Below are 24950 nucleotides of genomic sequence, written 5' to 3'. Positions count from 1 at the left end.
ACGCTTTACCGCTTCGCTTCTCGAAACGTATCCAGCCGGGCGTTAACCTTGTCACAAAGTACCGCTTACAAGGAGCCACAATGGCACTGCCCATTATTATTGATTGCGATCCGGGTCATGATGACGCGATCGCCCTCGTTCTCGCCCTCGCCTCCCCTGAACTGGAAGTGAAAGCGATCACTTCTTCCGCCGGCAACCAGACGCCGGAGAAGACCCTGCGCAACGTGCTGCGGATGCTGACACTGCTCAAACGCCCGGATATTCCGGTGGCGGGCGGCGCGGTGAAACCTCTCATGCGCGAACTGATTATCGCCGATAACGTTCACGGCGAAAGCGGTCTTGACGGCCCGGCGCTGCCCGAACCGTCATTCGCCCCGCAAAGCTGCACTGCCGTTGAGCTGATGGCAAAAACACTGCGCGAGAGCTCACAGCCAGTCACCATCGTCTCCACTGGCCCACAGACCAACGTGGCGCTGCTGCTGAATAGCCATCCTGAACTGCATACGAAAATCGCCCGCATTGTGATCATGGGCGGCGCGATGGCGCTGGGTAACTGGACGCCTGCTGCGGAATTTAATATTTACGTCGACCCGGAGGCCGCCGAAATTGTCTTCCAGTCAGGCATTCCGGTGGTGATGACCGGGCTGGACGTCACGCATAAGGCACAGATTCACGCCGCCGATATCGAACGCTTTCGCGCTATTGGCAACCCGATTTCCACCATCGTCGCCGAACTGCTGGACTTCTTTATGGAGTACCACAAAGACGAAAAATGGGGATTTGTCGGCGCGCCGCTGCATGACCCATGCACCATCGCCTGGCTGCTGAAACCGGAGATTTTCACCACCGTTGAGCGTTGGGTTGGCGTGGAAACTCAGGGGAAATACACCCAGGGGATGACGGTGGTGGATTATTATTTCCTGACGGGGAATAAGCCGAATGCAACGGTGATGGTCGATGTAGACCGCCAGGGATTTGTCGATTTGCTGGCGGAACGGCTGAAGTTTTACGCGTAATATTTGCCGGATGGCAGCTTCGCCATATCCGGCCTACGTGAACGATTTTTGGTAGGCCGGATAAGACGCACCGGCGCTCTTCCTCTCACGGCTCAAACGGTCTTCTCTGAAACTGGTCGTGCCCACACTTCGGGCAGCGCGGCAGCACATCCGGCGTATAAACCGCCAGGTGATAATGACACTTCTCGCACACCAGATTCCCCAATCCCACCACTTCGCCACTGTGATACACGCCGTGGTGATTCAAATCCTGAAACACCTCGCGCCATTCCAGCTGGGTTTTGTCGGTAATGTCCGCCAGTTCCTGCCAGAGACTCTCTTTAATCACCCGCAAGAAGACGCTATCTTCCTGGCTCTCTTCGTAGCTCATGGCGAACTCTTCCAGATCGCGTCTGACAGCGCGCGTCAGTTCGTCCACCTCGGTTCGCGTTAACTCCCCTGTTTGCATCACGCGCTGGCGCGCCTGCTCCACCAGCGCATCAATGTCGCGCTCGCCATTGCGTAAACGCTCGCTTAATGAGGCCACCAGTTCACGGTAATATTGAGCAACCTTGTTCATCACTTCACCTCTTGGATCGTTAACTGTCTATAATAATAGACGTTATTTGCGTTACGCTTTGCAAGGCTGCCCACAGAGTCTGTAAATTCTTGTCAGGCCGACTCACGTATCCAGCGCGTCAGCGAGGTACGATCGACATTTAATCGTTTCGCCACTAACGATTTATTATCCCTTTCCGCCTCTAATAATTTTCTCAAAATACGCAGGCGAATCGTTTTATAATCGCCAGCCAACATCTGGCAGTCGTGGCAGGTACTTGGCTCGCGTCGGCTCCCCTCTTCCAGATCGTCCAGCAAGAGGCGACCCTCATCCAGCGTTGCCGGGGAGTGATCAATAGAGAGCACCAGCCGTTCGATAATATTGCTTAACTGCCTGACGTTTCCGGGCCAGGCGAAGCGCTGAAGCTCTTGCCACAGCGCCGGGGTTAACGTTAGTGCCGGGCGTTTATAATGCTGGCTGAAACTGGTAAGCAGCGACAGGCCGATGGCTTTGATATCCTCCGGACGTTTGCGTAGCGGGATGGTGGTCACTTTTAATACGTTAAGCCGATAGTAAAGATCTTCGCGAAATGTCCCGTCCGCAATGAGCTTCGTTAATGTCTGATTGGTCGCTGCAATCACGCGAATATCAACAGGTATCATCTGGTCTGAGCCCAGCCGCATAATCTGCCGCTCCTGCAATACCCGTAATAAGCGCGTCTGTAGCGGTTTATCCAGCTCGCTAATCTCATCCAGAAAAATGGTACCGTGGTGCGCTAATTCAAACAGGCCTATTTTGCCTTTCGGCGACGCGCCGGTAAATGCGCCGGCGACATAGCCAAAGAGTTCGCTCTCCAGAATCTGAGGGGCCATCGCGCCGCAGTTAATGGCGACGAACGGGCCGTTGACGCGTTGGCTGGCATTATGAATACTTTGCGCCAGCACCTCTTTTCCCGTCCCGCTTTCGCCATTAATTAAGATAGTCGCGTCCGTACCGGCATAATTTTTAATGATCGCCAAACGACGCAGCATTTCCGGATTTTCGGTAAGCAGATCGTCGAAATGATAGCGGGCGCTCAAGCCGCGGCGAGACAGTTCCTGGCGGCGAACATGATGTTCCGCCCCCTGTAAACTGGAGACGGTTTGCATCGTCAACACCACCCGGCTTAACTGTCTGGCCGCAAATACCGGATACAGATTAACCACCATCGCGCCTTGCGGCGTATCGACGACTTTCGCGCTGACGGTTTTTCCCTCACGTAATGTATGCCGCTCCTGGTGCAATACCTGTTTCAGGAAAGATGCGTCATAAATTTCACCGGAGGCGTTAATTTTAAAAAGTTGGCTCGCATATTTATTGTAATGCAGTAACGCGCCGGTATCATCAAGCGTGATAACAGCTTTATCAAACTGATCGAGAATCAGCTGCAGATGATGGCGCTCCAGTAATTGGCTGCGAAAAGCCAGATATAATGAGCGGGCTTCTTCCAGAGCTTCGGTTATTGAGGCGGGGCTGGAATCAAGTAAACGGAATTGCGAGCCCAGCGGTGAAAAATAATCCTGACAAACGGTATCGCCAACAATGCAATCTAATGGCGTGGACGCTAATTGTTGCTTCAGGCAAGAAATCGTTTCTTTATCATTTCCCTGTAAGGTAAAAATTTTATAGTTAATATTTAACTGTTCCGCTACGCGCGCGCATCCTTTGATCACACTGGAAAAGCCGACAATACCGACAGTGCCTTTTTGTCCTTTAAAAGGGATAAGCGCATCAAGAATGTCGTAGCCGGACATTTTAATTTCGACTACCGGTAATTTACTGTGCTTTTTTAATATTTCCGCACAGCCGCCACGACTAATCAGTACCTGGTGCCCACGGGACTCTAATAAAGGTAGCTCATCCAGGATACGATTAAGCGTCGTTTGATGAATAGTGACGGCGTAATCCAACCGCGCGACCAGCGCCTCGGCAGCCTTTGCCAGTTGAGGGTAAGGAGAGACAAAACAGAGAGGAGATGCGGCTATATCTTTCGTCTTATTCATCACTCACCATCCTGTTGGTTTATGAACGGGCGAGACCGCCCGCCGTGATTTATTTTCCGCCGAAACGCTAACCGCCTGCGGCGGCTGGGTTCAGTTTACGATCGTAGCGTTTTTTTATCCATACGGTCAGGAAGGGGGCGCACAGAGCGGTAATAATCGTCGAGGCCGCCACCTGCGCCGCCGCCGTCGACGCCAGGTCGGTAAAATGCGGATCGAGCAGCGCGATTGCCGCTGGCGTCGCGACGGCGTTGCCAGAGGTAGTGGATACCGCCGCACCTGCCACGCCGCTGCCTCCCGTCAGACGATCGGCGAAAATATTAAAAAATCCGCCAATCGCCACCGTCATGAGTCCCAGTAAAATGCCTGAAGAACCTGCCGTGATAAGTCTTGCGAAATCAATACCGTATCCTAACCCAAAGGCAAAAAAGGGAATCGTTACCACGCTGCCCTGTTTAAGAAACTTGCGCATGTCCTCATCCAGATTACCCAAAATCATGCCAATGATAATGGGAATAATAACCGCCACCAGATTCATAAAGGGTATCGACACCATGCCTGCCGACCCTAACGCCAGCATGGTGAAAAAGGGACCATCGTTCAACGATATTACCGCAATCGCGCCGCCGTCGGTTTCATCGCCGTACTCCCCCACCAACGCGGCATATAACCCACTGTTCGAGTTGGTCATCGCCGAAATAATCGCTAAAGCCGACAGACCTAATAACCCATCCGGGCCGCAAAATTTTCCGACCAGAATGCCAATAATCACGCCGCTGGCAAATTTCGCAAAGGTGATCGCAGCGCCTTTTTTCAGCGCTTTCGGCGCGGCTTTAAACTGGATATCCGCGCCCATACAGACTAAAAACATGCCTAAAATCGCCATTGCGCCATGCGAAATAGAGGTGACAAAACCGCCTATTTCCAGCGCCTCCGGCGCAAAAGTTTTAAACAATGCGCCGATGATTAGCGGTACAACCATCATACCACCAGGAAAACGTTCCAGTGTTTTTTTAATTTTCATAGCTTATTCCCAGGAGATAACCGGACAGCTGGTGCTGCCCGATTTGGTATCAGAACGTCGGCGCGATCTTATAAATAGAGAATTCGTTATGACCTAAATCTTCTGATTTAGTCGTTTTCCCATTCGCGACGCGTAAAATTTCCTGATAAATTTCCTCGCCCATTTGCGTAATAGAAGCCTCGCCAGACATAATGGCGGACACATCAATATCAATATTGTCCTGCATCATTTCCCACGTTGCTTTATTACCCGTAATTTTTATTACCGGCGCTATTGGGTTACCGGCAGGCGTTCCGCGACCGGTAGTAAAAATAACGATCTGCGCTCCACCCGCCACCATGCCGGAAATAGATTCAATATCCTGCCCCGGGGTATCCATAATCCACAGGCCCGGATGCGTTGGGCTATCGGCATATTCCAGTACACCCTGTAGCGGCGCATGACCCGCTTTATGCATACAGCCTAACGATTTTTCTTCAATGGTAGTCAACCCGCCTTTAATATTGCCCGGCGTCGGCTGTCCCCCGCGAATATCCTCGCCCAGCGCTTTTGCTCGCGCCTCGCAGCCGACCACTAAATCAATGAGCTGTTGACCAACCTCCGGCGTCACCGCACGTTTCGCCATCACATGCTCGGCGCCAATAAATTCCGTCGTTTCAGAAAGAATTGAGCTTCCGCCGCAGCGTATCAGCTTATCCGAGGCGACCCCGCAGGAAGGGTTAGACGCCAGCCCCGATGTCGTATCTGACCCGCCGCACTCCATCGCCAGCAGCAGCTCGCTAACCGGTGCTTGCTGCGGTTTTTGCATGGAGAGTTGTTGCGCATAGTCGCGGGCCAGCGAAATCCCCCTGGCCTGACATTTAAGCGTGCCGCCCTCTTCCTGAATGGTAATGCAGGAGGTCGGTTTGCCAAATGCGGTAATCTCCTCTGCGATGCGTAGCGGCTCCGCGCCTTCACAGCCTAAGCCCACAACCACAATAGCGCCGACGTTGGGATTATTCGCCACATTAATCAATGTTTTTTCCGTCAGACGCGCATCGCCTGCCACCTGGCAGCAGCCAAAATCGTTATTCACCCATGTCGCGCCTTTTACCTGCCGGGCAATATCCTGGGCGACTTTATTCGCACAAACGCTGGTAGGTAAAATCAGTACATAATTACGGATGCCAAAACGGCCGTCAGGGCGGCGGAAACCCAAAAAAGTCTCATTGCTCATAATCATTTTCCCTTGTTTTATATTATTTCCAGTCACCACGTCCGCGTTCGCTTTCCACATTGTGGACGTGCACATAGTCGCCACTTTTTATTTCCTGAGTGGCGCGGCCAATGGATTCGCCATATTTATAAACTTCGCCATGAAAAGGCACATCGCAGATGGCGAATTTGTGGCCAAATGGCACATCCTGATGTAACACAACGCTTATCTCGCGTTCGCCAATGAACATTGTGGCGGTTTCGCCGGCCTTGAGCGCCGTAATAGCCGTCGCGACGCAATCCTGAGGGTGAATCACCACTGCATTTTTTTTCACGATTAACTCCTTTGCTTTAGTCCTGTCTTCCCTAATCAAAAGGCGTGCCATTTTTTAACTGCATGGTTTATATGACTTTATTTTTATGGGCCGATCTGGCGGTGACAGGAACTGCGGTAATTTGCCTCAGTCGTGTCGCATTTTGCGTCACCTCCTCATGAACGCCTGGCGCGACAAATGTTCTACCCCCTGTTTTGACGTGCGTGTTTGGGCTATGCTATGCGGATCTAAACACCACCTCTAAAGCTACATTTGTAGCTGTATCGAAAACAGGACTACTGGCTGCCATGCAAGAGCAATACCGCCCGGAAGAGATAGAATCCAAAGTACAGCTTCACTGGGATGAGAAGCGCACATTTGAAGTGACCGAAGACGAGAGCAAAGAGAAGTATTACTGCCTGTCGATGCTTCCCTATCCTTCTGGCCGACTACACATGGGCCACGTACGTAACTACACCATCGGCGACGTGGTTGCCCGCTACCAGCGTATGCTGGGCAAAAACGTGCTGCAGCCAATCGGCTGGGACGCCTTCGGCCTGCCGGCGGAAGGCGCGGCGGTGAAGAACAACACCGCGCCGGCGCCGTGGACGTACGACAACATCGCGTACATGAAAAACCAGCTCAAAACGCTGGGTTTTGGCTATGACTGGAGCCGTGAAATCGCGACCTGCACCCCGGAATACTACCGTTGGGAACAGAAGTTCTTCACCGAGCTGTATAAAAAAGGCCTGGTGTACAAGAAGACTTCTGCCGTTAACTGGTGCCCGAACGATCAGACCGTTCTCGCCAACGAACAGGTGATCGACGGCTGCTGCTGGCGCTGCGACACCAAAGTTGAGCGTAAAGAGATCCCACAGTGGTTTATCAAAATCACCGCTTACGCAGACGAGCTGTTGCGCGATCTGGATAAGCTGGACCACTGGCCTGATACCGTAAAAACGATGCAGCGCAACTGGATTGGCCGCTCTGAAGGCGTGGAAATCACCTTCGATGTGAAGGGTTACGATAACACCCTGACCGTCTATACCACCCGTCCGGATACCTTTATGGGCGCCACTTACCTGGCGGTGGCCGCCGGTCATCCGCTGGCGCAAAAAGCGGCGGCGAACAACGCCGAGCTGGCGGCGTTCATCGACGAATGCCGTAACACCAAAGTGGCCGAAGCCGAAATGGCGACCATGGAGAAAAAAGGCGTCGACACCGGCTTTAAAGCGATTCATCCGTTAACTGGCGAAGAGATCCCGGTCTGGGCGGCAAACTTTGTCCTGATGGAGTACGGCACTGGCGCGGTGATGGCCGTTCCGGGTCACGATCAGCGCGACTACGAATTTGCCTCCAAATACGGTTTGACCATCAAGCCGGTGATTCTGGCCGCTGACGGTTCCGAGCCGGATCTTTCCGAACAGGCGCTGACCGAAAAAGGCGTGCTGTTTAACTCCGGTGAGTTCGACGGTCTGGCCTTTGAAGCGGCGTTTAACGCAATTGCCGATAAACTGGCGGAAAAAGGCGTCGGCGAACGTAAAGTGAACTATCGTCTGCGTGACTGGGGCGTTTCCCGTCAGCGTTACTGGGGCGCGCCGATCCCAATGGTCACCCTGGAAGACGGCACCGTGCTGCCGACGCCGGAAGATCAACTGCCGGTTATTTTGCCGGAAGACGTCGTCATGGACGGCATCACCAGCCCGATCAAGGCCGATCCTGAGTGGGCGAAAACCACCGTTAACGGTATGCCGGCGCTGCGTGAAACCGACACCTTCGACACCTTTATGGAATCGTCATGGTACTACGCGCGTTACACCTGCCCGCAGTATCAGGAAGGAATGCTGGATTCGAAAGCGGCAAACTACTGGCTGCCGGTCGATATCTACATCGGCGGTATTGAACATGCCATCATGCACCTGCTCTACTTCCGCTTCTTCCATAAGCTGATGCGCGATGCGGGCATGGTCACCTCTGACGAGCCGGCTAAACAGTTGCTGTGCCAGGGCATGGTGCTGGCGGATGCGTTCTATTATGTCGGCGAGAACGGCGAGCGTAACTGGGTTTCGCCAGTTGACGCTATCGTCGAGCGCGACGAAAAAGGCCGCATCGTAAAAGCAAAAGACGCAGCGGGTCATGAGCTGGTCTACACTGGCATGAGTAAAATGTCCAAGTCGAAAAATAACGGTATCGATCCGCAGGTAATGGTTGAACGTTATGGCGCGGACACGGTACGCCTGTTTATGATGTTCGCTTCTCCGGCGGATATGACTCTGGAATGGCAGGAGTCCGGCGTAGAAGGCGCAAACCGCTTTATTAAACGCGTCTGGAAGCTGGTTTACGAACACACCGCTAAAGGTCCTGTCGCGGCGCTGAACGTCGATGCGCTGAGCGAAGATCAAAAAGCGCTGCGTCGCGATGTGCATAAAACCATTGCCAAAGTGACCGATGATATCGGCCGCCGTCAGACGTTCAACACCGCCATTGCGGCGATCATGGAGTTGATGAACAAACTGGCGAAAGCCCCGCAGGAAGGCGAACAAGACCGCGCACTGCTTCAGGAAGCGCTGCAGGCCGTCGTACGTATGCTTAACCCGTTCACCCCGCACGTCTGCTTTACCTTGTGGCAGGAACTGGGCGGCGAAGGCGATATCGACAACGCGCCGTGGCCGGTTGCCGACGAGCAGGCAATGGTGGAAGACACCACGCTGGTTGTCGTGCAGGTTAACGGTAAAGTTCGCGGTAAGATCACCGTTGCGGTGGATGCCACCGAAGAACAGGTGCGTGAACGTGCAGGCCAGGAACATCTGGTGGCAAAATATCTTGATGGCGTTACCGTGCGTAAAGTGATTTACGTTCCGGGTAAACTCCTCAATCTGGTTGTTGGCTAAGCGCGGGAGGAAGCGTGCGATATCTGGTAACACTGTTGTTATCTCTGGCGGTGCTGGTCACCGCCGGATGCGGCTGGCATCTGCGTAGCACTACGCAGGTTCCGGCTTCAATGAAAACGATGATCCTCGATTCAGGCGATCCGAACGGTCCGCTAAGCCGTGCGGTACGTAATCAGTTACGGCTGAATAACGTAAACCTGCTTGATAAAGACACAACGCGCAAAGACGTTCCGTCTCTGCGGCTTGGAACGGTGACTATTTCGCAGGATACGGCGTCAGTGTTCCAGGATGGCCAGACGGCGGAATATCAGATGGTAATGACCGTCAATGCCTCGGTATTGATTCCGGGCCATGACATCTATCCTATCAGCACGAAAGTGTACCGTTCGTTCTTCGATAACCCGCAGATGGCGTTGGCGAAGGATAACGAGCAGGCCATGATCGTTCAGGAGATGTACGACAAAGCCGCTGAACAGCTGATTCGTAAGCTGACCAGCGTCCGCGCGGCGGATATTCAGGCGACGAAAGAGGAGGCTACCGCCGACAATGAGACGGCGGCGCCCGCCTCTACGCCAGCACGCGTCTCCACTACGCTGAGTAACTAATGATCAGGTTGTATCCTGAACAACTCCGCGCGCAGCTCAACGAAGGGCTGCGTGCGGCATATTTATTATTGGGCAACGATCCGCTGCTGCTGCAGGAAAGTCAGGACGCTATTCGTCTGGCGGCTGCGTCGCAAGGCTTCGAAGAGCACCACGCTTTTACTCTCGATCCCAGTACCGACTGGGGATCGCTTTTCTCACTCTGCCAGGCGATGAGTCTGTTCGCCAGTCGTCAAACGCTGGTGCTGCAACTGCCGGAAAACGGGCCTAACGCGGCAATGAATGAGCAACTCGCCACGCTGAGCGAGCTGCTGCATGACGACCTGTTATTAATAGTACGCGGAAACAAGCTCACCAAAGCGCAGGAAAACGCCGCCTGGTATACCGCGCTGGCAGACCGTAGCGTTCAGGTCAGTTGTCAGACGCCGGAGCAGGCGCAGCTTCCCCGCTGGGTGGCCGCCAGAGCGAAAGCACAGAATTTGCAACTGGATGACGCCGCGAACCAACTGCTGTGCTATTGCTATGAGGGCAATCTGTTGGCGCTGGCGCAGGCGCTGGAACGGCTGTCGCTGCTTTGGCCTGACGGTAAGTTAACGCTTCCTCGCGTGGAGCAGGCCGTCAATGACGCCGCCCACTTTACCCCTTTCCACTGGGTGGATGCGTTACTGATGGGGAAAAGCAAACGCGCGCTGCATATTCTGCAACAGCTACGCCTTGAAGGCAGCGAGCCGGTCATTCTGCTGCGAACCCTCCAGCGAGAGCTGCTGCTGCTGGTAAATCTCAAACGTCAGTCCGCGCATACGCCGTTACGCGCGCTGTTTGATAAACACCGGGTCTGGCAAAACCGTCGCCCCATGATCGGCGACGCGTTGCAGCGTCTCCATCCTGCACAGCTTCGCCAGGCCGTGCAGTTACTGACGCGTACAGAAATTACGCTCAAACAGGATTATGGTCAGTCAGTATGGGCAGATCTTGAAGGGCTGTCGCTCCTGCTCTGCCATAAGGCGCTGGCAGACGTATTTATTGATGGGTGATATGAAATCGTTACAGGCTTTATTCGGCGGCACCTTTGATCCGGTGCATTATGGACATCTTAAACCTGTTGAAACGCTGGCGAATCTGATCGGCTTATCGCGGGTGATTATTATGCCTAACAATGTGCCGCCGCATCGCCCCCAGCCGGAAGCTTCCAGCGCGCAGCGTAAATATATGCTGGAGCTGGCTATCGCCGATAAGCCGCTTTTTACGCTGGATGAACGCGAGCTACAGCGAAACGCGCCCTCTTACACTGCGCAAACGTTGAAAGCATGGCGCGAAGAACAGGGTCCCGAAGCGCCGCTGGCGTTTATTATCGGCCAGGACTCTCTGCTTAACTTCCCCACCTGGCATGAGTACGACACCATCCTTGATAACACTCACCTGATCGTTTGTCGTCGTCCGGGCTATCCCCTTGAAATGACGCAGGCGCAACACCAGCAGTGGCTGGAACAGCATCTGACCCATACGCCGGACGATCTGCACCAGTTGCCAGCCGGTAAAATTTACCTGGCGGAAACGCCCTGGCTTAATATCTCCGCAACCCTCATCCGCGAACGTCTGGAAAAAGGCGAATCCTGCGACGATCTGTTGCCGGAAAACGTGCTGAACTACATCAATCAGCAGGGGTTATACCAGTAAGCACATTGCGCAGCGCCGACAGCAGACGCTCGTTTTGCGCAGCGCTGCGTATCGCCACACGATAATAGCGGCTGTCCAGCCCCGGGTAGTTAGCGCAGCTACGGATTAAAATCCGCTGCGTCAGCAACCGTCGCTGCAGGTCAATATCCTCTCGCTCACAGCGTAGCAACAGATAGTTTGCCCGCCCGGGATAGACCGTCAGCAGGGGGAGCTGACAAAGCGCCTGATAAAACCGGGCGCCCTCCTCCCGTAACCAATGCCAGGTCGCCTGTTGCCAGGCGCTATCCTGTAACGCTACCTCACCGGCAAGCGCCGCCAGCGCGTTAACCGACCACGGCATTTGTTGGCGACGCATCCGCGCCACCGCCGCGTCATCGCTGTTGACGAGATATCCCAACCGCAGGCCGGGAATGGCATAAAATTTGGTCAGCGAACGCAGCACCCAGATATGCGGATTATCTTTAAGAGCAGGAATAAAGCCCGCCTCATGCGGAATAAAATCGATAAACGCTTCATCCAGGATCAGGTTAATGTTCAGCGATTTGCAGCGATCGGCAATGGCCTGTAATAACTGCCGCTCCGGCAGCAGGCCGGTAGGATTATTGGGCGTACACAGAAACAGGCAGTCCAGATCGGGCGTCAACGCCTCAAGAATGGCATCGGTAAGCTGCCAGCCATCCGCTTCGCGTAGAGACCAACCACGAATTTCACAGCCACTTTGCGCCAGCGCCCGGCCATACTCCGCGAAACCTGGCGTGACAATCATTGCACGACGCGGTTTAAGACCGCTCGCCACGGTAAAGATTGACTCCGTCTCGCCATTTCCCGCCAGTATCCACGATGCCGGCACCTGATGATGACGCGCCAGCGCCTGGTGCAAATGAAAATAATCGGCGTCCGGGTAGCGCTCAATGCAGTCCAGATTGTCGATAAGCGCGCGTTTCACGCTGACAGGCATACCCAGCGGATTAATGTTTGCGCTAAAATCCAGTAACTGGTCAGGCGAGATGCCCAACACCGTCGCGGCTTCCCGAATATTACCGCCATGCGCGCTGTTGAATAACGCCATTATGCCTCCGGCCAAAAAATGCTATTTTAGTGAAAAAAACGTTGCGCAATCAGGGGCATTATCATGTTTTGCGCATTTAACCTCATGAGGAATACCATGCGATTGTGGCTGGTGCGTCATGGCGAAACCGAGGCCAATGTCGCCGGGTTGTATAGCGGACATGCTCCCACGCCGTTAACGGAAAAAGGGATTGGCCAGGCGAAAACGCTACATACTTTATTGCGCCACGCGCCATTTGACCGGGTGTTATGCAGCGAGCTGGAGCGCGCGCGCCATACCGCCCGGCTCGTACTGGAGGGCCGGGATGTGCCGCAACACATCTTACCTGAGCTTAATGAGATGTACTTCGGCGACTGGGAAATGCGCCATCACCGCGACCTCACCCATGAAGATGCCGAAAGCTATGCCGCCTGGTGTACGGACTGGCAGAATGCGGTTCCGACCAATGGCGAGGGTTTTCAGGCTTTTACCCGGCGCGTAGAGCGCTTTATCTCGCGACTCGACGCGTTTAGCGATTGCCAGAACCTGCTAATCGTCAGCCATCAGGGCGTACTCAGCCTGTTGATTGCCCGTCTGCTCGCGATGCCCGCCGCCTCGCTATGGCATTTCCGGGTAGAACAGGGATGCTGGAGCGCAATCGACCTGTGCGAAGGGTTCGCTACCCTGAAAGTATTAAATAGTCGTGCCGTCTGGCGGCCTGAGTGATGAATTTTCCGTTTTTTCTCGCCGCAGTGGTTTCGCCCATTGACAGCCCCCGACAGGCTGTTATTCTCCGCAGCCAGGCTTTTTTCACCTTGCAGAGCTTTGCAGAAATTGTTTTACAAAAATGGCGATGCTTTCTGTGACGTGGGATGGGATGATAATCTGGTTTTAAACGCCGATCCGGCGACATAAGTCCCGGTATCGCCGCTGATTCAGGTATACTACACGGCGTCCCGCCGGAAGGTTAGCGTTAACTCGCAACGCCTTACCGGTCCAGCCTGTTGGCCTTTTTCTATCGTTATAACGCAATTATTCACCCAGGGGGAAAACTTGCAGGGTAAAGCACTCCAGGATTTTGTTATCGACAAAATTGATGACCTGAAAGGTCAGGACATCATCGCCTTAGATGTTCAGGGTAAATCCAGTATCACCGACTGTATGATTATTTGTACCGGCACCTCCAGCCGTCACGTTATGTCTATTGCCGACCACGTGGTGCAGTCGTCGCGCGCGGCCGGTATGTTGCCGTTGGGCGTCGAAGGCGAAAATGCGGCTGACTGGATTGTCGTCGATCTGGGCGATGTGATTGTGCATGTCATGCAGGAAGAAAGTCGCCGCCTGTATGAACTGGAAAAACTCTGGAGTTAATGCGTGAAGCTGCAACTTGTCGCTGTCGGCACGAAGATGCCCGACTGGGTTCAAACGGGATTTACGGAATATCTGCGTCGTTTTCCGAAAGATATGCCCTTTGAGCTGATCGAAATCCCTGCGGGCAAACGCGGCAAGAACGCGGATATCAAACGCATTCTCGACAAAGAGGGCGAGCAGATGCTGGCCGCCGCCGGTAAGAATCGCATTGTTACCCTGGATATTCCAGGCAAGCCGTGGGATACGCCGCAGTTAGCCAATGAGCTGGAGCGCTGGAAACAGGACGGGCGCGACGTCAGTTTGCTGATTGGCGGCCCGGAAGGATTATCTCCCACCTGCAAAGCGGCAGCGGAACAGAGCTGGTCGCTCTCGGCGTTAACGCTCCCTCACCCGCTGGTTCGGGTTCTGGTTGCGGAGAGTTTGTACCGGGCGTGGAGCATCACAACCAACCACCCTTATCACCGTGAGTGATCGTGAAGTCTTGAGAAGATTAAGCAGCGGATGAAACGACAAAATTCTTTTCGTGACTATACGGCTGAGTCCGCACTGTTTGTGCGTCGGGCGCTGGTCGCCTTTTTGGGTATTTTGCTGCTGACCGGCGTACTGATCGCCAATTTGTATAATCTGCAAATCCTTCGTTTTACCGATTACCAGACCCGCTCGAACGAAAACCGTATCAAGCTGGTGCCAATTGCGCCAAGCCGCGGGATAATCTACGACCGTAACGGCATTCCCCTTGCGCTGAACCGCACTATCTATCAGATTGAAATGATGCCGGAAAAGGTGGATAACGTTCAGCAAACGCTGGATGCGCTACGCAGTGTGGTCGATTTAAACGACGACGATATCGCCGCCTTTAAAAAAGAGCGCGCCCGATCCCATCGCTTTACTTCTATTCCGGTGAAAACAAACCTGACGGAAGTTCAGGTCGCGCGCTTTGCCGTCAACCAGTACCGTTTTCCGGGCGTTGAAGTCAAAGGCTATAAACGCCGCTATTATCCATACGGATCGGCGCTGACCCACGTTATCGGCTACGTATCGAAAATCAATGATAAAGACGTCGAGCGTCTCGACAGAGAAAACAAACTGGCAAACTACGCCGCCACCCATGACATCGGCAAGCTGGGCATTGAGCGCTACTATGAAGATATTCTGCATGGGCAAACCGGTTATGAAGAGGTTGAAGTCAACAACCGCGGCCGCGTCATTCGCCAGCTCAAAGAGGTGCCGCCGCAGGCCGGACACGATATCTACCTGACGCTGGATCTCAAGCTCCAGCAGTATATTGAAACGCTGCTGGCAGGCAGTCGCGCGGCGGTGATTGTCACCGATCCGCGTACCGGCGGCGTGCTGTCGCTGGTCTCCATGCCAAGTTACGACCCTAACCTTTTCGTGGACGGCATCTCCAGCAAAGATTACTCCGGGCTGCTTAACGACCCGAACACGCCATTAGTGAACCGTGCGACTCAGGGTGTCTACCCACCCGCTTCTACCGTTAAGCCTTACGTCGCCGTATCGGCGTTAAGCGCTGGCGTCATCACCCGTAACACCAGTCTTTTCGACCCTGGCTGGTGGCAGTTGCCGGGGTCTGAGAAACGTTATCGCGACTGGAAAAAATGGGGCCACGGGCATCTGAATATCACCAAATCCCTTGAAGAGTCGGCGGATACCTTCTTCTATCAGGTGGCCTATGACATGGGGATCGATCGCCTGTCAGAATGGATGGGTAAGTTCGGCTATGGTCACTATACCGGAATTGATCTCGCAGAAGAGCGCTCTGGTAATATGCCGACCCGCGAGTGGAAACAGAAACGCTTTAAAAAACCGTGGTATCAGGGCGATACGATTCCGGTGGGCATCGGCCAGGGTTACTGGACGGCAACGCCGATTCAGATGAGTAAGGCGCTGATGATCCTTATTAACGACGGTGTAGTTAAAGTCCCGCACCTGTTAATGAGCACCGCGGAAAACGGTAAACAGGTGCCGTGGGTACAGCCGCATGAGCCGCCGGTGGGCGATATTCACTCCGGCTACTGGGAAATTGCGAAAGATGGCATGTATGGCGTCGCCAACCGCCCTAACGGCACGGCGCATAAATATTTTGCCAGCGCGCCCTATAAAATCGCGGCGAAGTCGGGCACCGCGCAGGTCTTTGGCCTGAAGGCCAACGAAACGTACAATGCGCATAAAATCGCCGAGCGCCTGCGCGACCATAAATTAATGACCGCCTTTGCGCCGTATAACAATCCCCAGGTCGCCGTCGCGATCATCCTTGAAAACGGCGGCGCAGGCCCGGCAGTAGGCACGATCATGCGCCAAATCCTTGATCACATCATGCTGGGCGACAACAACACCCATTTGCCTGCGGAAAACCCGGTGGTTGCAGCGGCGGAGGACCAATAATCATGACGGATAATCCGAACAAAAAAACCTTCTGGGATAAAATTCATATCGATCCCACGATGCTACTCATTCTGCTGGCGTTACTGGTTTACAGCGCATTGGTCATCTGGAGCGCCAGCGGCCAGGACATCGGCATGATGGAGCGTAAAATCGGTCAGATTGCGATGGGGCTGGTGGTTATGGTGGTGATGGCGCAGATCCCGCCGCGCGTATATGAAGGCTGGGCGCCCTATCTCTATATCATTTGTATCATTTTGCTGGTCGCCGTTGATGCCTTCGGCGCAATATCCAAAGGCGCGCAGCGCTGGCTCGATCTGGGAATCGTTCGCTTTCAGCCTTCGGAAATAGCCAAAATCGCCGTGCCGCTGATGGTCGCCCGCTTTATTAACCGCGACGTCTGCCCGCCCTCGCTGAAAAATACCGCCATCGCCCTGGTATTAATCTTTATGCCTACCCTGCTGGTTGCCGCCCAGCCGGACCTCGGGACGTCTATTTTGGTCGCCCTTTCCGGTCTCTTTGTCCTATTTTTGTCTGGTCTGAGCTGGCGCTTAATTGGGGTCGCCATTGTATTGATCGCTGCATTTATTCCTATTTTGTGGTTTTTCCTGATGCACGATTACCAACGCCAGCGCGTCATGATGCTCCTTGATCCGGAGACCGATCCGCTGGGCGCGGGCTATCATATTATTCAGTCTAAAATCGCCATTGGCTCAGGCGGCCTGCGCGGTAAAGGCTGGCTCCACGGCACCCAGTCGCAGCTGGAGTTTTTACCCGAACGCCATACCGACTTTATCTTCGCGGTACTGGCGGAAGAGCTCGGTCTGGTGGGCATCCTGATTCTGCTCGCGCTCTATATTTTGCTAATAATGCGCGGTCTGTGGATTGCCGCCAGAGCGCAAACTACATTTGGTCGCGTGATGGCTGGCGGATTAATGTTAATATTATTCGTTTATGTCTTCGTAAATATTGGTATGGTGAGCGGTATTCTGCCTGTGGTTGGAGTACCTTTACCCCTGGTCAGCTACGGGGGCTCCGCACTGATTGTGCTGATGGCCGGGTTCGGGATTGTGATGTCGATCCACACCCACAGAAAAATGTTGTCGAAAAGCGTATAAGGGGTGCGCAATGCGTAAGCAGTTGCCTGTAATCTGCGTCGCGGCAGGGATAGTACTACTCGCGGCATGTACTAATGACGGCGGTCAGCAGCAAACCACCGTCGCGCCGCAACCTGCGGTATGTAATGGTCCGACTGTGGAAATCAGCGGAGCGGAACCGCGTTATGAACCTCTGAATCCGACCGCAAACCAGGATTATCAGCGTGACGGTAAAAGTTATAAAATCGTTCAGGACCCGTCCCGCTTTAGCCAGGCTGGCCTGGCCGCTATTTATGATGCGGAACCCGGCAGTAATTTAACCGCCTCCGGGGAGATGTTCGATCCGATGCAGCTTACCGCCGCCCATCCGACACTGCCTATCCCCAGCTATGCGCGAATCACCAACCTGGCCAACGGTCGCATGATCGTCGTGCGTATTAACGATCGCGGCCCCTATGGCACCGATCGGGTCATCTCCCTGTCCCGCGCGGCGGCGGATCGTCTGAATACCTCGAATAATACTAAAGTACGGATTGACCCTATTATCGTGGCGCCGGATGGTTCGCTCTCCGGCCCGGGGATGGCCTGTACGACGGTGGCGAAACAGACCTACGCTCTGCCCCCGCGCCCTGATTTAAGCGGCGGAATGGGAAGCGCCTCTTCAGCGCCTGCGCAACCGCAAGGCGACGTTCTTCCGGTCAGTAATTCCACGTTGAAAAGTGACGATACCACCGGTGCGCCGGTGAGCAGCAGCGGCTTCCTCGGCGCGCCGACCACGCTGGCGCCTGGCGTGCTGGAGGGTAATGAACCGACGCCGGCGCCACAGCCAGCGCCGGTTTCCGCGCCGGTGACGGCTCCAGCGACTGCGACGCCGGTTAGCGCGCCTGCCGCCACGGCCCCGGTATCTGCCCCGGTGAGCGCGCCTGTCGCCGCGGCGAGCGGCCGTTTCGTCGTCCAGGTCGGCGCCGTCAGCGATCAAACGCGTGCGCAGCAATACCAACAGCGTTTAAGCCAGCAGTTCAGCGTACCAGGACGCGTAATACAAAACGGCGCGGTCTGGCGTATTCAACTGGGGCCTTTTGCCAGTAAAGCCGAAGCCAGCGCGTTACAGCAACGTTTGCAAACAGAAGCACAATTACAGTCCTTTATCGCCAGCGCGCAGTAACCGATCGCAGGTATCTGTACTGTCAATTTCTGTAAATGACATTAACAAAGTCACGCGGAAAGTCAGATGCCTGCCAGTTATGCTTTTGCTATAGTAGGGCTCTTTTTTTAATTTCATCACGGACGTCGTAGTTCAGACCATGAAGACCACTTTTTCCGCTCGTTTTATGCAGCGCATGGCGCTCACCACGGCGCTTTGTGCCGCGTTTATCTCAACCGCACATGCCGATGACCTGAATATCAAAACTATGATCCCGGGTGTTCCGCAGATCGATGCGGAATCCTACATCCTGATCGACTACAACTCCGGTAAAGTTCTGGCGGAACAAAACGCCGACGAACGTCGCGACCCGGCGAGTCTGACGAAGATGATGACCAGTTACGTCATCGGACAGGCAATGAAAGCGGGTAAATTTAAAGAAACCGACCTGGTTACCGTCGGTAATGACGCCTGGGCCACCGGCAATCCGGTATTTAAAGGCTCCTCGCTGATGTTCCTCAAGCCGGGAATGCAGGTACCGGTCTCTCAGTTGATACGCGGCATCAATCTGCAATCCGGCAATGACGCCTGTGTGGCAATGGCTGATTTCGCCGCCGGTAGCCAGGATGCTTTCGTCGGGCTGATGAATAGCTATGTGAACGCGTTGGGGCTGAAAAATACCCACTTCCAGACCGTACACGGCCTGGACGCCGACGGACAATACAGTTCAGCTCGCGATATGGCGCTGATTGGTCAGGCGTTAATTCGCGATGTGCCTAACGAATATGCCGTTTATAAAGAAAAAGAGTTCACCTTTAACGGCATTCGCCAGTTAAACCGTAACGGTCTGCTGTGGGATAACAGCCTGAATGTGGACGGCATCAAAACCGGCCATACCAGCAAAGCGGGCTATAATCTGGTCGCTTCCGCAACCGAAGGCCAGATGCGATTGATTTCCGCCGTGATGGGCGGACGGACCTATAAAGGCCGTGAAACAGAAAGCAAAAAACTGCTGACGTGGGGCTTCCGTTTCTTTGAAACCGTTAATCCGCTGAAGGCTGGTAAAGAGTTCGCCTCTGAACCCGCCTGGTTTGGTAATACCGATCGCGCCTCGCTGGGCGTCGATAAAGACGTTTACCTGACGATCCCTCGTGGTCGCATGAAAGATTTGAAAGCGAGCTATGTACTGAATACCGCAGAACTGCACGCGCCGCTGCAGAAAAACCAGGTGGTCGGCACCATCAACTTCCAGCTGGACGGTAAAACCATCGAGCAGCGTCCGCTGGTCGTACTGCAAGAGATCCCGGAAGGGAACTTCTTCGGTAAAATCATTGATTACATTAAATTAATGTTCCATCACTGGTTTGGATAAAAATTGAACGCTTGAAAGTGTGATTTTCGTCCCCATATACTATGCATCAGTAAAACTCCCGCCCTGTGGCGGGAGTTGTTATTTTTTTACGTAATGCCGGAGCTGACATGAAAACCAAACTTAACGAACTGCTTGAATTCCCTACGCCATTTACTTACAAAGTAATGGGGCAGGCGTTACCTGAGCTGGTTGATCAGGTGGTTGAAGTGGTACAGCGCCATGCGCCTGGTGATTACTCTCCGACGGTAAAACCGAGCAGCAAAGGCAACTACCACTCGGTCTCTATCACCATTAATGCCACCCATATTGAACAGGTTGAAACGCTGTACGAAGAACTGGGCAATATTGATATCGTGCGAATGGTATTGTAATACATCCAGACGGTTACCCGGTCTTATCCGGGTAACTCCCCGCCTCCCCCGCTGTGATATACTTTCCTCTCTTTTTTCATTCTCTACGGAGATGCCGTTTTGTATCAGGATAAAATCCTTGTCCGCCAGCTCGGCCTTCAGCCCTATGAAGCTATCTCTCAGGCCATGCATAACTTTACCGATATGCGCGATGAAAACAGCCATGATGAAATCTGGTTGGTTGAGCATTACCCGGTGTTTACCCAGGGCCAGGCCGGTAAAGCGGAACATATATTGATGCCTGGCGATATTCCCGTTGTGCAGAGCGATCGTGGAGGACAGGTGACCTATCATGGTCCGGGCCAACAGGTAATGTACGTTTTACTTAACCTGAAACGACGTAAACTGGGCGTGCGTGATTTAGTCACCCTACTTGAACAGACCGTGGTGAATACGCTGGCTGAAATTGGTATTGAGGCGCATCCGCGCGCCGATGCGCCGGGCGTCTATGTGGGTGAAAAGAAAATCTGCTCGCTGGGTTTACGTATCCGTCGCGGCTGCTCATTCCACGGTTTAGCGCTAAACGTTAACATGGATCTTTCTCCTTTCCTGCGCATCAACCCGTGTGGTTATGCCGGCATGGAAATGGCCAAAATAACGCAGTGGAAGGAAGACGCTACCACGGATAATATTGCGCCCCGCTTGCTGGCGAATATTTTAGCTCTGCTAAATAATCCACCGCATGAATATATTGCTGCTTAATGCGTAAAATATAATGGCCCAAGAAATTTATGGGTCATTAATCATATATGATTTGAATGCTTTACTTCTCCCCCCGCTTTCTATATTTTCGTTATATCCCTGCTGTAGCCGCCAGGCGGCATGGCCTCTTCAGTCCTCATGATGAGGAATTTTCCGTGAACAAAATCCCGGCCTTGCTGTTACTTATCTTATTGAAATGACTAAAAATACATTCATAAGAGTAATTTTAAAACCAACTCATAAATGCAAAATATACTATTTCATCTATTATTCATAATACGAATGAATTCGGAGCCAGAGCGTGAGTGATAATAATCAGGCAGAAAGACAACCGGCCGATCAACACCTACAAGACAAACCGCAAATTTTCAGAACACTGAGAAATATTGACCTCAATCTGTTGACGATTTTTGAGGCCGTATATGTCCATAAAGGGATCGTCAATGCAGCGAAAATTCTTAACCTGACGCCGTCAGCCATCAGCCAGTCCATTCAAAAATTACGGACTATATTTCCCGATCCGCTGTTTATTCGCAAAGGCCAGGGCGTAACGCCCACGACGTATGCTACGCATCTGCACGAATACATCAGCCAGGGGCTGGAATCTATTCTTGGCGCCCTGGATCTTACGGGCAGCTACGATAAGCAGCGTACCATTACAATTGGCACGACGCCTTCGGTCGGCGCGCTAGTGATGCCGATTATTTACCAGGCCATCAGGCCGCGTTATCCTCAGCTTTTGCTGCGCAATATTCCGGTAGACGATGCCGAAAGCCAGCTTAGTCAGTTTCAGACCGATCTCATTATCAATACCCATAGCTATAACAACCGGAGCATCCAGCATCACGTCCTGTTTAGCGATACGCTTGAGATTGTCTGCCGCCAGCATCACCCGTGTCTGGCGAACGCCATTACTGAAGAAAGACTGAACAGCGCGGATCACACCTTTCTGATGCTGGAGGGACAACATCTTTCCCTGCTGCGCCAGCGACTGCAGGAGACATTTCCCGATCAGCAAATCAGTTTTAGCAGCTACAATATTTTTACCATTGCCTCGCTGATCGCCAGCAGCGATCTGCTGGGACTGATGCCCACCCGCTTCTACGACTTATTTAGCCGCTGCTGGCCGCTTGAACGCCTTCCCTACGCGCCGGTGAATAGTGAACAGGTCGAGTTCTCGCTGCATTACAATAAACTGAGTCTGCGCGATCCGGTGCTGGAGAACGTCATTGATATCATTCGTGAGGCGTTCTGACAAAAATGTTGCATTCAGGTCACGGAAGATATGGGCAAACAGCACAAAACAACAACTATTTTACATTTTGCCGGGCTGTCAGGCTGCTTTATGGCCCTTATCAATGATATACTGCGTGTCACAAATTCAAAAATAGTTGATAAATACAACTTTCCCTTGAATTGAAACGCTTTCCTTCGTTATTCGCAACTGGAACACGCACGCTATGAGTAAACCCATTGTGATGGAACGCGGTGTAAAATACCGCGATGCCGATAAGATGGCTCTTATCCCGGTTAAAAATGTGGTCACAGAGCGCGACGCTCTACTACGTAAACCGGAATGGATGAAAATAAAACTTCCGGCGGATTCTACCCGTATCCAGGGCATCAAAGCCGCAATGCGCAAAAATGGCCTGCATTCTGTCTGCGAGGAAGCGTCTTGCCCAAACCTGGCTGAATGTTTCAACCACGGCACCGCTACGTTTATGATCCTTGGCGCCATTTGCACTCGCCGCTGTCCGTTCTGTGATGTCGCCCATGGCCGCCCCGTTGCGCCGGATGCGGAAGAGCCGCAGAAACTGGCGCAAACGATCGCCGACATGGCGCTACGCTATGTGGTCATCACCTCTGTCGACCGTGACGATCTGCGTGACGGCGGCGCCCAGCATTTTGCTGACTGCATCACCGCTATCCGTGCCAAAAGCCCGGAGATAAAAATAGAAACCCTGGTGCCAGACTTCCGTGGACGTATGGATCGCGCGCTGGATATTCTTAACGCGACGCCGCCGGATGTGTTTAACCACAACCTGGAAAACGTGCCGCGTATTTACCGCCAGGTTCGTCCGGGCGCCGATTACAACTGGTCGCTGAAATTACTGGAACGCTTCAAAGAAGCGCACCCGGAAATTCCGACAAAATCGGGTCTGATGGTGGGCTTAGGCGAAACCAATGCGGAAATCATTGAGGTTATGCGCGACTTACGCCGTCATGGCGTCACCATGCTGACGCTTGGTCAGTATCTACAGCCAAGCCGCCATCACCTGCCGGTACAGCGTTATGTCAGCCCGGAAGAGTTTGACGAGATGAAAGCGGAAGCCCTGGCGATGGGCTTTACCCATGCCGCCTGTGGCCCCTTTGTACGTTCTTCGTACCATGCTGATCTCCAGGCCAAAGGCATGGAAGTGAAATGATCGTGTAATAGACGCTTACATTTCAGGCAAAAAAACCGGCAACTTGCCGGTTTTTTTACTCTGCGGAGCAAGCGCATCGCGCTATTACTCTTTGTGCGAGAGTTTTTCAGCCTGAACGCTACCGTCGACGTCTTTCTTAACGCCCGCGTCTTCATCGTTCATTGCTTTCTTGAATCCTTTAATCGCCGTGCCCAGGTCTCCGCCCAGCGTACGTAACTTCTTGGTACCAAACAGCAGAACAACCAGTGCGGCAACCACCAGCAGTTTGGTAATACTAATCTCACCCATAGATACCTTCTTCACTAAAAACAGGCTGCGTAACGCGCCGGATTAACCTGAGAATATTAACGGTCTTTCGACGCGCGCACACAATAGCAATCTGTAACAAGGTGAATCAAGCTTTGCGTAAAAAAACATCATAATAATTGCGGTGGCGCAAATCGTCGTTGCTGCAAAAGAGGAAGTTGCTCCCGCACCTGGTCTATTCGTTCTCTGAATATTTCCGCGACGATCAGCGCCGGACGATCGGCTGCTGCGGCTATCGTTACCCCCAACGGATCGATAATACGACTTTGACCAATATTACGATTACCACACTCCCCGGCCGCAATCATATAGCAGGTGGTATCCAGCGCTCTCGCCGCCAGCAGCGTCGACCACTGCTGCTCTTTCAACGGGCCGCGAACCCAGCCCGTCGGCAGCGCCAATACGTCAGCCCCCTGTAAAGCCAGCGCTAACGCCATGTCAGGAAAGCGCAGGTCATAACAGGTCATAAGCCCCACCTTAACCCCCTCCACGTCCAGCACAGGCGCGATAGCGGTTCCGGCATCAATACTTTGGGATTCTTGCATCGAAAACGCATCATAGAGATGCAGCTTCTCGTAACGCGCGACAATGTGACCTGCCCGTAGCGCCACCAGCATATTAACCGCCCGTCCAGGCGTTGACGGGACAAGGATAGTGAATATCGTCGTCATATTATTATGAGCGCTTTCTTCCAGAAGCCGCGTCATAAACGCGCCATCCAGCGGCTGCGCGGCGCGAATCGGCAGGTCAAGGTCGATGTCATCTCGCGCTAATATCCCCTCAGGCAACACCAGAAGCGATACGCCGCGGCCCGCCGCCTGAGCCATTAACGAAACGCAAACTTGCGCATTCTTTTCCCATACAGAACTCACCACAAACTGCCCGGCTGCAACGAACATATCCCCTCCCACACCTCTGTCAGGACTCGCCAATTATGCGTGTTCGGCGTTACACTCCTCCTGTATAGCAATTAAATAAAGGATTCGGCAGTGTTACAGCTTCTTTTAGCAGTTTTTATCGGCGGTGGAACGGGGAGCGTAGCCCGGTGGATGCTAAGTATGCGTTTTAATCCGCTTCATCAGGCGATTCCCATCGGTACGCTAACAGCAAATTTGCTTGGCGCGTTTATTATCGGCATGGGGTTCGCCTGGTTTAACCGCATGACACATATCGATCCGATGTGGAAAGTGCTCATTACGACCGGCTTTTGCGGCGGCCTGACGACCTTTTCTACTTTTTCTGCCGAAGTGGTATTCTTGCTGCAAGAGGGGCGCTTTGGCTGGGCGCTGCTGAATGTGCTGATTAACCTGTTGGGTTCGTTTGCCATGACGGCGCTGGCATTCTGGCTATTTTCCGCCGCAGCGGCGCGTTAAGCGCAA

General features: G+C 53.4%; 25 protein-coding genes. 17 read left to right on the top strand and 8 right to left on the bottom strand.

The features are described from left to right. The first annotated feature begins 80 nt into the window (after positions 1–80). Positions 81–1016 carry a pyrimidine-specific ribonucleoside hydrolase RihA gene (rihA, locus tag J4645_RS02030; protein WP_023213791.1) on the top strand — a complete coding sequence of 312 codons (936 nt, stop codon included), beginning with the start codon at positions 81–83 and terminating at the stop codon, positions 1014–1016. Positions 1017–1101: 85 nt separating this feature from the next. On the opposite strand, the gene J4645_RS02025 is transcribed toward rihA, so the two are convergent. The 5 genes from J4645_RS02025 to J4645_RS02005 form a co-directional block, all read right to left on the bottom strand. Next, positions 1102–1575: a zinc ribbon-containing protein gene (locus J4645_RS02025; protein WP_001044886.1), complete on the bottom strand. Its 474-nt coding sequence runs from the start codon at positions 1573–1575 to the stop codon at positions 1102–1104. A gap of 92 nt (positions 1576–1667) precedes the next feature. Then, on the bottom strand, positions 1668–3596 hold the full coding sequence (locus tag J4645_RS02020) for a sigma-54-dependent Fis family transcriptional regulator (protein WP_023215219.1): 1929 nt from the start codon (positions 3594–3596) through the stop codon (positions 1668–1670). A 67-nt stretch (positions 3597–3663) separates the two neighbouring features. Continuing rightward, a complete protein-coding gene (locus tag J4645_RS02015; protein ID WP_000694477.1) occupies positions 3664–4617 on the bottom strand; it encodes a 2-keto-3-deoxygluconate permease in 954 nt (317 codons plus the stop codon). Between the two features lie 49 nt (positions 4618–4666). After that, entirely contained in the window at positions 4667–5839 is a 1173-nt protein-coding gene (locus tag J4645_RS02010) for a UxaA family hydrolase (protein WP_001670689.1), read from the bottom strand. A gap of 16 nt (positions 5840–5855) precedes the next feature. Further along, on the bottom strand, positions 5856–6197 hold the full coding sequence (locus J4645_RS02005) for a UxaA family hydrolase (protein ID WP_001574029.1): 342 nt from the start codon (positions 6195–6197) through the stop codon (positions 5856–5858). A gap of 236 nt (positions 6198–6433) precedes the next feature. Here J4645_RS02005 and leuS point away from each other — a divergent pair, with 236 nt between their 5' ends. Genes leuS through nadD form a run of 4 tightly spaced genes read left to right on the top strand, consistent with a single transcriptional unit; the run spans position 6434 to position 11295 of the window. Next, the gene (leuS, locus tag J4645_RS02000) at positions 6434–9016 is read left to right on the top strand and encodes a leucine--tRNA ligase (RefSeq protein ID WP_023215218.1); all 2583 of its coding nucleotides are present in this window, start codon (positions 6434–6436) and stop codon (positions 9014–9016) included. Positions 9017–9030: 14 nt separating this feature from the next. Beyond that, a complete protein-coding gene (gene lptE / locus J4645_RS01995) occupies positions 9031–9621 on the top strand; it encodes an LPS assembly lipoprotein LptE (RefSeq protein ID WP_001269950.1) in 591 nt (196 codons plus the stop codon). Next, complete coding sequence (gene holA, locus J4645_RS01990; protein WP_000620491.1) at positions 9621–10652, top strand: DNA polymerase III subunit delta; 1032 nt, start codon at positions 9621–9623, stop codon at positions 10650–10652. The genes lptE and holA overlap by 1 nt, the downstream gene beginning before the upstream one ends. A 1-nt stretch (position 10653) precedes the next feature. Next, positions 10654–11295: a nicotinate-nucleotide adenylyltransferase gene (gene nadD / locus J4645_RS01985; protein WP_023197276.1), complete on the top strand. Its 642-nt coding sequence runs from the start codon at positions 10654–10656 to the stop codon at positions 11293–11295. Here nadD and cobD read toward each other — a convergent pair. Then, positions 11270–12364 carry a threonine-phosphate decarboxylase CobD gene (gene cobD / locus J4645_RS01980; protein WP_023215217.1) on the bottom strand — a complete coding sequence of 365 codons (1095 nt, stop codon included), beginning with the start codon at positions 12362–12364 and terminating at the stop codon, positions 11270–11272. The two genes, nadD and cobD, sit on opposite strands and share 26 nt — an antisense overlap. A gap of 96 nt (positions 12365–12460) precedes the next feature. Between cobD and J4645_RS01975 the strand changes: the two genes are divergently transcribed. The 11 genes from J4645_RS01975 (at position 12461) to lipA (ending at position 23265) form a co-directional block, all read left to right on the top strand. Further along, positions 12461–13069, top strand: a complete 609-nt coding sequence (locus J4645_RS01975) for an adenosylcobalamin/alpha-ribazole phosphatase (RefSeq protein WP_001241923.1) — start codon at positions 12461–12463, stop codon at positions 13067–13069. Between the two features lie 327 nt (positions 13070–13396). Further along, positions 13397–13714 carry a ribosome silencing factor gene (gene rsfS / locus J4645_RS01970; protein ID WP_001161670.1) on the top strand — a complete coding sequence of 106 codons (318 nt, stop codon included), beginning with the start codon at positions 13397–13399 and terminating at the stop codon, positions 13712–13714. Positions 13715–13717: 3 nt separating this feature from the next. After that, positions 13718–14185 carry a 23S rRNA (pseudouridine(1915)-N(3))-methyltransferase RlmH gene (gene rlmH, locus J4645_RS01965; RefSeq protein ID WP_023215216.1) on the top strand — a complete coding sequence of 156 codons (468 nt, stop codon included), beginning with the start codon at positions 13718–13720 and terminating at the stop codon, positions 14183–14185. Between the two features lie 30 nt (positions 14186–14215). Beyond that, positions 14216–16117 carry a peptidoglycan DD-transpeptidase MrdA gene (gene mrdA, locus J4645_RS01960; protein WP_000828700.1) on the top strand — a complete coding sequence of 634 codons (1902 nt, stop codon included), beginning with the start codon at positions 14216–14218 and terminating at the stop codon, positions 16115–16117. Between the two features lie 2 nt (positions 16118–16119). Next, positions 16120–17232: a peptidoglycan glycosyltransferase MrdB gene (gene mrdB / locus J4645_RS01955; protein ID WP_000131713.1), complete on the top strand. Its 1113-nt coding sequence runs from the start codon at positions 16120–16122 to the stop codon at positions 17230–17232. Positions 17233–17242: 10 nt separating this feature from the next. Next, positions 17243–18376, top strand: a complete 1134-nt coding sequence (gene rlpA / locus J4645_RS01950) for an endolytic peptidoglycan transglycosylase RlpA (protein WP_001231297.1) — start codon at positions 17243–17245, stop codon at positions 18374–18376. A gap of 139 nt (positions 18377–18515) precedes the next feature. Next, complete coding sequence (dacA, locus tag J4645_RS01945) at positions 18516–19727, top strand: D-alanyl-D-alanine carboxypeptidase DacA (RefSeq protein WP_000858711.1); 1212 nt, start codon at positions 18516–18518, stop codon at positions 19725–19727. 107 nt (positions 19728–19834) lie between these two features. Continuing rightward, on the top strand, positions 19835–20098 hold the full coding sequence (ybeD, locus tag J4645_RS01940) for a DUF493 family protein YbeD (protein ID WP_000850547.1): 264 nt from the start codon (positions 19835–19837) through the stop codon (positions 20096–20098). A gap of 99 nt (positions 20099–20197) precedes the next feature. Then, a complete protein-coding gene (gene lipB, locus J4645_RS01935; protein WP_000284008.1) occupies positions 20198–20839 on the top strand; it encodes a lipoyl(octanoyl) transferase LipB in 642 nt (213 codons plus the stop codon). Between the two features lie 301 nt (positions 20840–21140). Then, positions 21141–22094 carry a YbeF family transcriptional regulator gene (locus tag J4645_RS01930; protein ID WP_001282817.1) on the top strand — a complete coding sequence of 318 codons (954 nt, stop codon included), beginning with the start codon at positions 21141–21143 and terminating at the stop codon, positions 22092–22094. A 205-nt stretch (positions 22095–22299) separates the two neighbouring features. Beyond that, positions 22300–23265 (top strand): lipoyl synthase, encoded by a 966-nt coding sequence (gene lipA, locus J4645_RS01925; protein ID WP_000042640.1) that lies wholly within the window; start codon positions 22300–22302, stop codon positions 23263–23265. 84 nt (positions 23266–23349) lie between these two features. Here the strand turns inward: lipA and tatE are convergent, their stop codons facing one another. Together tatE and J4645_RS01915 are read right to left on the bottom strand one after the other, a co-directional pair. Further along, entirely contained in the window at positions 23350–23553 is a 204-nt protein-coding gene (tatE, locus tag J4645_RS01920; RefSeq protein ID WP_000503938.1) for a twin-arginine translocase subunit TatE, read from the bottom strand. 128 nt (positions 23554–23681) lie between these two features. Next, positions 23682–24470: a deaminated glutathione amidase gene (locus J4645_RS01915; protein WP_023215215.1), complete on the bottom strand. Its 789-nt coding sequence runs from the start codon at positions 24468–24470 to the stop codon at positions 23682–23684. Positions 24471–24560: 90 nt separating this feature from the next. Between J4645_RS01915 and crcB the strand changes: the two genes are divergently transcribed. Continuing rightward, a complete protein-coding gene (gene crcB, locus J4645_RS01910; RefSeq protein WP_000939753.1) occupies positions 24561–24944 on the top strand; it encodes a fluoride efflux transporter CrcB in 384 nt (127 codons plus the stop codon). The last annotated feature ends 6 nt before the right edge of the window (positions 24945–24950 follow it).

The organism is Salmonella sp. 32082101201600294FB01SM01 (assembly GCF_017572865.1).
Lineage (GTDB): Bacteria > Pseudomonadota > Gammaproteobacteria > Enterobacterales > Enterobacteriaceae > Salmonella > Salmonella enterica.
This window is presented reverse-complemented; position numbering and strand designations above follow the sequence as displayed.